Annotated in this window: 9 protein-coding genes; 7 read left to right on the forward strand and 2 right to left on the reverse strand. The window is 44.3% G+C overall.

Annotated elements, in window-relative coordinates:
• Positions 1-5: 5 nt before the first annotated feature.
• A complete protein-coding gene (locus tag V7051_RS11795; protein WP_333875160.1) occupies positions 6-212 on the forward strand; it encodes a SlyX family protein in 207 nt (68 codons plus the stop codon).
• A gap of 69 nt (positions 213-281) precedes the next feature.
• The gene (locus V7051_RS11800; RefSeq protein ID WP_333875161.1) at positions 282-1,358 is read left to right on the forward strand and encodes an aminoglycoside phosphotransferase family protein; all 1,077 of its coding nucleotides are present in this window, start codon (positions 282-284) and stop codon (positions 1,356-1,358) included.
• Between the two features lie 26 nt (positions 1,359-1,384).
• Here V7051_RS11800 and V7051_RS11805 read toward each other — a convergent pair whose 3' ends face one another.
• Positions 1,385-1,936: a Smr/MutS family protein gene (locus V7051_RS11805; RefSeq protein ID WP_333875162.1), complete on the reverse strand. Its 552-nt coding sequence runs from the start codon at positions 1,934-1,936 to the stop codon at positions 1,385-1,387.
• Positions 1,937-2,010: 74 nt separating this feature from the next.
• Here V7051_RS11805 and surE point away from each other — a divergent pair, with 74 nt between their 5' ends.
• The 3 genes from surE to V7051_RS11820 all read left to right on the forward strand — a co-directional run bounded on the left by surE (position 2,011) and on the right by V7051_RS11820 (position 5,537).
• Positions 2,011-2,766 carry a 5'/3'-nucleotidase SurE gene (gene surE, locus V7051_RS11810; protein ID WP_333875163.1) on the forward strand — a complete coding sequence of 252 codons (756 nt, stop codon included), beginning with the start codon at positions 2,011-2,013 and terminating at the stop codon, positions 2,764-2,766.
• Entirely contained in the window at positions 2,763-3,425 is a 663-nt protein-coding gene (locus tag V7051_RS11815) for a protein-L-isoaspartate(D-aspartate) O-methyltransferase (RefSeq protein ID WP_333875164.1), read from the forward strand. The genes surE and V7051_RS11815 overlap by 4 nt, the downstream gene beginning before the upstream one ends.
• Before the next feature lie 462 nt (positions 3,426-3,887).
• A complete protein-coding gene (locus tag V7051_RS11820; protein ID WP_333875165.1) occupies positions 3,888-5,537 on the forward strand; it encodes a response regulator in 1,650 nt (549 codons plus the stop codon).
• 122 nt (positions 5,538-5,659) lie between these two features.
• On the opposite strand, the gene fusA is transcribed toward V7051_RS11820, so the two are convergent.
• Complete coding sequence (gene fusA, locus V7051_RS11825; protein ID WP_333875166.1) at positions 5,660-7,744, reverse strand: elongation factor G; 2,085 nt, start codon at positions 7,742-7,744, stop codon at positions 5,660-5,662.
• A 701-nt stretch (positions 7,745-8,445) separates the two neighbouring features.
• Here fusA and V7051_RS11830 point away from each other — a divergent pair.
• Together V7051_RS11830 and V7051_RS11835 are read left to right on the forward strand one after the other, a co-directional pair.
• Positions 8,446-8,856 (forward strand): CBS domain-containing protein, encoded by a 411-nt coding sequence (locus tag V7051_RS11830; protein ID WP_333875167.1) that lies wholly within the window; start codon positions 8,446-8,448, stop codon positions 8,854-8,856.
• Positions 8,857-9,033: 177 nt separating this feature from the next.
• A complete protein-coding gene (locus tag V7051_RS11835; protein WP_333875168.1) occupies positions 9,034-9,846 on the forward strand; it encodes an HDOD domain-containing protein in 813 nt (270 codons plus the stop codon).
• Positions 9,847-9,860: the final 14 nt, after the last annotated feature.

Consider the following 9,860-nt stretch of genomic DNA (forward strand, 5'->3'; position numbering starts at 1 on the left):
CACCTATGAATGATGATCGAATAATCGAATTAGAAATAAAAGCCGCTTATCAGGAAGATTTGCTGCAGGAGTTAAACAAAATAGTCGGCCGGCAACAGCAACAGATAGACCGTTTGGAAGCTACATGCAGAATGTTGAACGAGCGCATTAAAAGCCTGTCCGTTGAAGGAAGCGCCGGTGAAAATGTTGAGGAAGTGCCGCCGCACTATTAGTCATAATGCAAGCTCATAGCTATAACTCAAATTAGCTACGACGCCAAACAGTCAGACATAACAATAATAATGAAGCAGACTATTCTTGTTCGCCGACCTGGTGACTTAACGGTTGCTTGGGCTCAGAAAATTGTTGATAAACATGATGCCAATACCACCGTTGCCAAGGTCGATGTTCTTGATGTTGACATCGGCACGACTACGCGGATTTGCATCGCAGTCGAACATAACGGGCCGGACACTCTGCCGAGCCGGTGGTTTGTAAAACTTCCGTCATTGTCATGGCGGGCGAGGATGATCACGACGTTACCGCGGCTGCTCCAGACCGAAGTGCGCTTTTATAACGAACTGGCGGAAGCTGTTCCCCTTAGCAAGCCGCTCTGCTTGGCGGCGCAAAGCCGGTTTGGTCGCGGTTCGACACTGGTGCTTGCCGATGTTGCGGAATTCGCCGGCGTTCCGAGCGCTGTCAGCGATACTTTGACGCTGGAGCAAGCTACTTTGGTTGTTGAACAACTTGCCTGTAGCCATGCGCGGTTTTGGAATAACGTGAATCTCGACCCCAGGTATCGTTGGTTGGCAGGGCCTATCCGGCTTTTGGAAGATGCGCTGGGTACGGCTTTGGCCGTACCGTTGATGAAACGCGGTTTACGCTTGGCCGGAGAGCATATACCTTCTGTCCTGCATGCTCCCGCTATTCGCTATGCCCGGCATCGTCGCTCAGCAATGCGCTTTCTTTCCGACGCATCCAAAACACTGGTCCATTACGACTGTCATCCCGGTAATTTATTCTGGAACAAAAACAGGTCCATGGTCGGCTTTCTTGACTGGCAACTTGTTCGTATCGGCGAAGGTGTCAGTGATGTGGCTTATTTTTTGGCAACTGCACTCAATGCTGAAATGCGAAGACTTCATGAAGCGGAATTACTTGTCAAGTATGCCCAGGCGCTGGCGGATAATGGGGTCGCCGATATTGATAATAGCCGATTAGTGCAGCGATACCGCGCTCATCTTGTGTATGCTCTCGAGGCAATGATAGTTACGCTCGCTGTGGGCGGCATGATGAACCTGGACTGCAATCTGGAGCTGATCCGGCGAACGGCGACCGCTGTTGATGAATTAGATGCTTTTTCCGCCCTTCCTGTATGAGGGTAAGAGATAAGCGCCGGACGTCCTTACGCATTATATTTTTCAGATAACTGTAGCAACACAAAAACGGCCCCAGTTCCTCCGTCTTTAGGCGGTGCGGAGCAAAAGGCCTGAACGTTTTTGTGTTGCCTGAGCCATATGTTCAGGTTGTTTTTTAGTACGGGATGATTATCGGCCGAACGATAACCTTTGCCGTGGACGATATGTACGCAGCGGCAGCCGTCTTCTACGCAGTCATGCAGAAAATGCAGCAGTTGCCGTTTTGCCTCATTGCTGTTTAATCCATGAAGGTCGATTTCTGCATCCAGTCCAAACTGTCCTTTGCGTAGTTTTTTTAAGATAGTATGCTGTAGTCCCGGAATCATAAAGCTCATTGAGTCTTCAAGGCTCACTTTTTCAACATCAAATTCCACTATGCCGCTTAAGTGTTCCTCTACATTAACGGTTTGCGATTTGGGGAATGGCTTGGGTTTACTATCCTTTGTTAATAGCACTTTATCGCTTTTTACTGCGCGTACTTTACCGATAGTGACACGGAATAAATCGCTGTCTTCTGGAGTAAGGTTTTTTTTTGCCACGAAAGCTGATTTTGTTGTGTATTGTTGCTAATATGGTTGATTTTATAGCTTAATCTGCTTCAGGGCGATTGATAATGCATATTTTGTTAAGTAATGATGACGGCTACTTGGCTGAAGGACTCAATGCATTAGCCGGTGCATTGAGTGCACACGCCGAAATATCGGTAGTAGCGCCGGATAGAAACCGTAGCGCGGCGAGTAATTCATTGACGCTGGAAATGCCGTTACGCGCTTATGTGGCCGACAACGGTTTCATTAAAGTCGACGGTACGCCTACCGATTGCGTGCATTTGGCAATAACCGGTTTGTTGAAAAATGAGCCGGATATGGTTTTTGCCGGGATTAATCATGGCTCAAATTTAGGTGATGATGTGCTTTACTCAGGCACTGTTGCGGCGGCAACCGAAGGGCGTTTTTTAGGCCTGCCTGCTGTCGCCATTTCGTTGGTCGGCTCTAACCCAGTTCACTTTGAAACCGCTGCACATGTTGCGGTGACGTTGTTAAAACAATTGATTGATAATCCATTGCCGCAAGACACTATTCTTAATGTCAATGTGCCGGATGTCGCGATTGAGTACTTAAAAGGCTATCAGGCAACCCGACTGGGCCAACGGCATAAATCGGAACCGGTCGTTAAGAGTGCAGATCCTCGAGGCCGTATTATTTACTGGGTAGGGCCGCCAGGAGCGGAACAGGACGCGGGCCCAGGAACTGATTTTTATGCGATTAATGCTGGATTCGTGTCGGTCACTCCGTTACAAGTGGATTTGACCCGGTATGAACGGATTAATGATTTACAGGCGTGGTTACCCAAGGAGCATGATCTATGATTCAAAGCCTGCAAGGAATAGGCATGACCTCTTCGCGCACCCGTGAGCGCATGATTAACAGGTTAATGGAGCAAGGTATCCGAAGCAATAAAGTGTTGGATATCATGCGCAATACGCCCAGGCATATCTTTATGGATGAAGCCTTGGCCAGTCGGGCTTATGAAGATACCGCCCTGCCGATTGGCTATAACCAAACGATTTCCCAGCCTTATATCGTCGCCAAAATGACGGAACTGCTGTTGGCAACATCAGGCCGATTGGCAAAAGTATTGGAAATAGGCACCGGCTGCGGCTACCAGACGGCCATTCTGGCGCAACTTGTCGATCATGTATATTCCGTTGAAAGAATTGCGCCGTTACAGAAAAAAGCTAAAGATCGGTTATGGGGCTTAAAGCTAAAGAATGTCAGTTATTTACACAGCGATGGCGGTTGGGGATGGCTGGATCATGCGCCGTATGATGGTATTCTGGTTGCGGCCGCTCCGCCTGAAATACCGGAAATGCTATTACAGCAAATGGCTGTTGGCAGTGTGATGATTATTCCTATCGGCAAAGGCGGCAGCCAACGGTTACAAAAAGTCACGCGTACGGAAAACGGCTATGAAGTTGAGAAATTGGAACCGGTTGTTTTTGTACCTTTTTTATCTGGAAGAAAATAAGTATTCTTCAAAAATCTTCACGACATAACTTTTTAACAGAATTTTCATTTTTTTTTCGATACTGCCGGAATGTGATGACGGCCGACATGATCATCGCAACCGTTGAAGCCTGTGTTAGTGTGTCATTTGTACAGCCTTGGCCTTCATGGCTAGAGGTTATCTATTGGAAGTTCCCGCCTGCAAAAAAAACTGGATTGAAGCGTAATATTTTTGGCGATGACCATTGCTGTTTTGCCTCTTTTGACAGACGAAACACCGGTTATTCTTCGTTATATTTTTGTTGTGGGACTTCCTATAAAAAGGATATAGGTTGAGACAGCATAAAAATTTGCGTGAATTCGTGCCATGGTTGGCATTTCTGTTTTCTTTGAGTCGTTATCAATAATTGGCTTGTTATTTTTGAGACAAACTCAGCAATTATAGAATTTTCTGTGAGCTAGTTTAAGGTTAAGATCGGCTTCTATGAAAATGAACTTTGACTCAAAAAAGATTCTGGTGATCGAGGATCAAGCGATCATACGGGAAACTATTAAACATATATTGTATTCATTAGGCGCCCGACACATCGTTGAAGCAGGAGCCGGTATTAATGGAATAGTTGAGATGAGACGGACTCACTTTGATATTGTTCTTTGTGATTATAATCTTGGCGATGGGAAAAATGGTCAGCAGGTTCTGGAAGAAGCCAAGCATTTTAAGTTACTGCCGTTTAACGCTGTTTTTATAATGATTACCGTTGAGCAAAGCAAGAACATGGTGCTTAGCGCTCTCGACTGCAAGCCGGATGATTACCTGATAAAACCTTTTAACCGGCAGCAACTGTCAACACGGATCGAAAGATGTATTGTCCGCAAGGAATATCTTGCCAGTATTGAACGTGAAATAGACATAGGCAATATTTATCAGGCGATACAAAACTGTGAAAAGCTGCTTCAGCAGGGCAATAAGAAAACACATTTACATGTATTAAAGATTCGCGCTGATTTGGCTCTTGTCATCAGGGATTTTAAGGTGGCCAAAAAGATTTACCAGGAGATATTGCAAGAAAGAGATATTCCCTGGGCCAAACTGGGGATGATCGTCATACTTTTTTTTGATGGCGATTATGAAAAGGCTGTTGAGTCTCTTCATCAGTTTATCGGCCAGTATCCTATGATGTTGGAAGCTTATGACTGGTTGGCAAAATCATATGAAGCCTTGGGCAATAATGAGGAGGCGTTAGCCACACTTAACCTGGCGATTGATCTTTCACCGCAAACTATTCTAAGGCAGCAACGACTGGCCTTATTGGCTGAAAAAACTGAAAATATTGAAACCGCAAAAAAAGCTTATAAGGCAGCAGTTAATTTGGGCAAACATTCTGTGTATGGATCATCCAGCGATTTTTCAGGTTTGGCTAAGGCTCACTTAAAATCCAATTCAGCCGGTGATGCATTAAAGGTGCTGAATGATATGAATAAATGTTTTTTCAATGACCCGGATTCAAGGCTTAGAGCTGCAATATTGGAAATTGAAATTCAAAAAGCCAAAAACTATGGTGTGGCGCAGCAACCTTATGAAAAAGCGTTTAAGCTGTACGAGCAATTTGGTGACCAAATATCCAGAGAATTGCGTCTGGAATTGGCAAAGATCAGTCATTTGAGTGGGGTTAATGAAATTACGGATGAAATTCTTGCAAATTTAATTAAAGCTAATATTGATGATAAACATTTTATCGCTGAAGTCGATAAAATGTGCGGCGCAGTTATCGGCGATAATTACGCGAAAGATTTGATTAGCAGGATAACGCAGGAATTAGTTGATATTAATAATGAGGGTGTCAACTTATTTAGGGAAGGCAAAACTGAAGAGGCTCTCGCAATCTTTGAAGGCGCTATCAAAAAGATGCCTAATAATCAGGCAATCACTTTAAATATGCTGAAAATCATTATTCATGATCTTAAAACATCCAGGCCCAATCCTAAAAAAACAATGCATGCTCAGTCTTATATCAATAAAGCCATTCAAATAGGTGTTCCTCATAACCAAATTGGTAGTGTTCAACTGGAATTGGATAAAATTCAATACGCATCCATTGGTCTGGAAGCTGCCGCTCAGCATAGAAGTGCATAGCAAAACAAGGGCGCAACGTGCCTGATTTTAGGTGCGTCACAGCTGAATAAAGAAGGGTTAGTGCAGGAGGGAATTAGTGTGTAGCCGGGCAGATAAACTGCCCGGCGTACCTTTAGTCTAGCTTATTTCTTTTTATTACGTTCGTTAACTTCTTTGATAACTTCTTCCGCCACGTTCTTCGGGCACGGTAAATAGTGCGAGAATTCCATGGAGAACTGGCCGCGGCCAGAAGTCATCGTGCGCAAGTCGCCGATATAACCGAACATTTCGCTCAATGGTACATCCGATTTAATACGAACACCGGTCACGCCTGCATCCTGAGATTTGATCATGCCGCGACGACGGTTAAGGTCGCCGATAACATCACCCACATGATCGGATGGTGTGAAAGTGTCAACCTTCATGATCGGTTCGATCAGTTGCGGACCTGCTTTTGGAATCGATTGACGGAAAGCCGCTTTCGCAGCAATTTCAAATGCAATCGCAGAAGAGTCAACCGCGTGGAAAGCACCGTCGGTTAAAATAACTTTAAAGTCCAAGCAAGGGAATCCGGCCAGAACGCCTTTATCCAGCATGCTCTTAAAGCCTTTTTCAACCGCAGGCCAGTATTCACGTGGCACGTTACCGCCGGTAACCGCCGATTCAAAGACAAAACCGCTGCCGGGTTCGCCTGGCTCGATAATGTAGTTGATCTTGCCGTATTGACCTGAACCGCCTGATTGCTTCTTGTGGGTATATTCGTCTTCAACCGATTTGGTAATGGTTTCGCGGTAGGCCACTTGGGGTTTGCCGACGATAACATCAACGCCGTGAGTACGTCTTAAGATGTCGACTTTAATGTCAAGATGCAACTCGCCCATGCCTTTAAGAATGGTTTCGCCGCTGTCTTCATCGGTCTCAACGTGGAAAGACGGATCTTCCTGGATCATTTTACCTAGCGCGATACCCATTTTTTCGGAAGCCGCTTTGTCTTTTGGTGAAATCGCTAATGAGATAACGGGATCAGGGAAGACCATAGGTTCCAATGTTGCTGGGAATTTAGGATCGCACAGTGTATGACCGGTTTGCACGTTTTTCATGCCTAGTACCGCAACGATATCGCCCGCTTGAGCGGAATCAAGTTCATTACGGGTATCTGCATGCATTTCCACAATACGGCCGATACGCTCGGTTTTTCCGGTGAAGGTATTCAGTACGGAAGTGCCTTTCTCCAGTTTGCCCGAGTAGATACGCAGGAATGTCAATGCGCCAAAACGGTCGTCCATAATCTTGAATGCCAACGCGCGTAGCGGCTTTTCGGCATCAACGATAGCAAAAGTACCGGTTGGGTTGCCTTCCAGATCAACTTCAGGCTGTGGCTTAACTTCTGTTGGGCATGGCAGGTAATCGACCACGCCATCAAGCACCAACTGCACGCCTTTGTTTTTGAAAGACGAACCACAGAAAGTCGGGAAGAAATCCAGGTTAATCGTACCTTTGCGGATACAACGCTTGATGGTGTCGATATCGGGTTCTTCGCCTTCAAGATATTTTTCCATGACATCGTCAAACTGATCGGCAACTTGGTCGATCATTTTTTCGCGCCATGTCTCGGTGTCAGCCAACATGTCGGCAGGAACGTCTTTGATTTCATAGTTCATTGGGTCGCCGGAATCATCCCATATCCAGGCTTTGCGTGTCAGCAGGTCAACTACGCCGGAGAATTTGTCTTCGGTACCGATAGGCAAGGTCATAACCAGTGGCACTGCGCCGAGCACTTCTTCAACTTGTTTAACTACGCGATAAAAGTCAGCGCCGATACGATCCAGTTTGTTGATGTAGATAACACGGGCTACTTCAGAATCGTTGGCATAACGCCAGTTAGTTTCTGATTGGGGTTCTACGCCGCCTGAACCGCAGAAAACGCCGATACCGCCGTCAAGAACTTTCAGTGAACGATAAACTTCAATAGTAAAGTCAACGTGCCCTGGGGTGTCGATAATATTGAAACGGTAGTCTTTCCAGAAACAAGTAGTCGCAGCAGATTGAATGGTGATGCCACGTTCCTGCTCTTGTTCCATGAAGTCTGTGGTTGCCGCGCCATCATGCACTTCACCGATTTTATGGATTTTACCGGTAAGTTTTAAAATCCGCTCGGTAGTCGTTGTTTTACCGGCATCGACGTGAGCGAAGATGCCAATATTTCTGTAATGCGCTAAATCTGTCATGTTTTTACTCTAAAGTTGGGCATAAAAAACTTTTTTGGTGACCGCTCTCAGTAAACGTTTATTGTTTAAATATTCGCTGAGTACTCGTACCGGGGCGGTGGGCTACATATCAATAACCGCAGTCACACAACCTAAGACCGCGGTGGCGGTAGCCATCGGAGTTGATGAAATGCGTTGGGTACATGCTGTTAGCTCAAAGCCGAGTGAGGTGCATTTATTTGAGTCACCATCGCTGCTCACTCGTCCAGCTTCGAAAGCCTACTATTTTAACCTAAAAACTTTATAAAAACATAGAAAACCCATGTGTTATGTTGTAGACGCATTAAAAATGACTAAATTTATTGAGTCGTTCAATGTCCATATTTTGAATAAAAAGAACCTTGAAGCCTTGGTGGTAACAGTTCCAAGTGTTTTTAGATAATGTCAAGGTGGACTGAGCAACACCTGTGTATGCTTTAGTATTATTGAGTGGCGATGATAGGCATAGGATATTGTTTTCATAATGCCTGAGGATAAGTTGGTCAGTTACGTCCATTGCTTATTGCCTCGAAAAGCAGTGTTTTAAAAAGTGCTGCATAAAAATGGTATGAATAGAGATCTGTATATAATTGAGTTAAGCTATCGTTAAAGTGTCGTAAAAACAGCTACATTTGCTGATATGTTATTGTAAAATGTTCAATTGGACGCAGGGGATTCAGATTATGATTGTTGCTGATATTATGACCGTTAATCCGGTTACGGTTAACATGGATACAGAGCTACTGGAGATCAAGGATATTTTTGATCATGTCTATTTCCATCATCTATTGGTTGAAAATGAATCTGACAACACTTTTGCCGGTGTTATTTCAGACCGTGATTTATTGAAAGCCTTAAGTCCTTATATTCATACGGCTGCTGAAACTTTGCGTGATATGGAAACCTTAAAAAAACGCGCCCACCAGATCATGTCGCGTCAGATTGATACCGTGACACCAACAACTGATTGCAATATTGCCGTACGAAAAATGCTGGATGCGGATATATCCTGTCTGCCTGTTGTCGGTGACGACAAGATCATTTTGGGCATTGTTACCTGGAAAGACTTCTTAAACAATTATTTAAAGCAATAATGATTGTAGAGCCATGAAATCTTGTTATGAAGTATTAATGACCGGAATCAACAAAATCGTTTTGTCAGCACGAGTCAATGTCGATTGCTTTGACAAGGCTTAAAGTTAGGTATTTTTTATAAAAAACAAATGACATCGAATAACGACCCTTTAAGTCTTAGTTTAATCGAAATGGACATGGAAATTGTCCCTCCAAAAATTATAGAGGAACCCCATTCTCTTAATGAATGGACACATGTATTGTGCAATGAAGAAATGCCGATATTTTCCAATACTGCGTTAAGTATTCATGACATTTTAAGTGATGATAGAAAAGGCGCCATGGAATTGGCATCTGTTATTTTGCAGGATCCGAACCTGACGGTTAAATTATTAAAAATTAGTAACACTCCTCATTACAATCCGTCTCGTCAAAAAATGGTTACTGTGTCGCGGGCCATTATCATGATTGGTTCCGAAGTTATTCGTGAATTGACGCTGGTTTGTTCTTTTTTGGAATGCATTCTATCGTCGACCAATAAGCAGCAGGTCAATGAAGAAATAGCTCAGGCTATTCATGCTGCGGTACATGTAAAGTCCATAGCAATGGCGGCAAACGATTCGTCACCGGAAGAAGTTTTTATTGCCACGTTACTTAACCATATTGGCAGTATTTCTTTCTGGTGCTTTTGCGGTGGGCAGGGAGAACGTATTCAAGCTTTAATAAATAAAGGGAACTGCACTCGCGAAGAAGCGGAGAAGCAAGTGCTGGGCTTTAAATTGACAGAGTTAGGTGTTTCCTTAAGTAAAGCCTGGAAATTAGGCAGCTTGATTGAAGAGTCTATTAAGTTCAGTGTCGTGACCAAAAAACCCAGAGTAGGCTTGGTTCACTTAGGGTATGAAATTGCCGAGGCGTTGAAAGAGGGCGTCGGTTCAAAAAAATATGATGCTTGCATCCGGAAGATTGAAGTGAGATATAGTCAAATCTGGTGTACAAGCAATTTTGATTAGGTGGCGATATTCTG

It is taken from the genome of Methylobacter sp., from assembly GCF_036845245.1.
GTDB lineage: Bacteria > Pseudomonadota > Gammaproteobacteria > Methylococcales > Methylomonadaceae > Methylobacter_A.

What these genes read in the sequence shown, in the direction of transcription:
- V7051_RS11795 (WP_333875160.1), top strand. Translation starts at nt 6, where the DNA reads ATGAATGATGATCGAATAATCGAATTAGAAATAAAAGCCGCTTATCAG.
- V7051_RS11800 (WP_333875161.1), top strand. Translation starts at nt 282, where the DNA reads ATGAAGCAGACTATTCTTGTTCGCCGACCTGGTGACTTAACGGTTGCT.
- surE (WP_333875163.1), top strand. Translation starts at nt 2,011, where the DNA reads ATGCATATTTTGTTAAGTAATGATGACGGCTACTTGGCTGAAGGACTC.
- V7051_RS11815 (WP_333875164.1), top strand. Translation starts at nt 2,763, where the DNA reads ATGATTCAAAGCCTGCAAGGAATAGGCATGACCTCTTCGCGCACCCGT.
- V7051_RS11820 (WP_333875165.1), top strand. Translation starts at nt 3,888, where the DNA reads ATGAAAATGAACTTTGACTCAAAAAAGATTCTGGTGATCGAGGATCAA.
- fusA (WP_333875166.1), bottom strand. Translation starts at nt 7,744, where the DNA reads ATGACAGATTTAGCGCATTACAGAAATATTGGCATCTTCGCTCACGTC.
- V7051_RS11830 (WP_333875167.1), top strand. Translation starts at nt 8,446, where the DNA reads ATGATTGTTGCTGATATTATGACCGTTAATCCGGTTACGGTTAACATG.
- V7051_RS11835 (WP_333875168.1), top strand. Translation starts at nt 9,034, where the DNA reads ATGGAAATTGTCCCTCCAAAAATTATAGAGGAACCCCATTCTCTTAAT.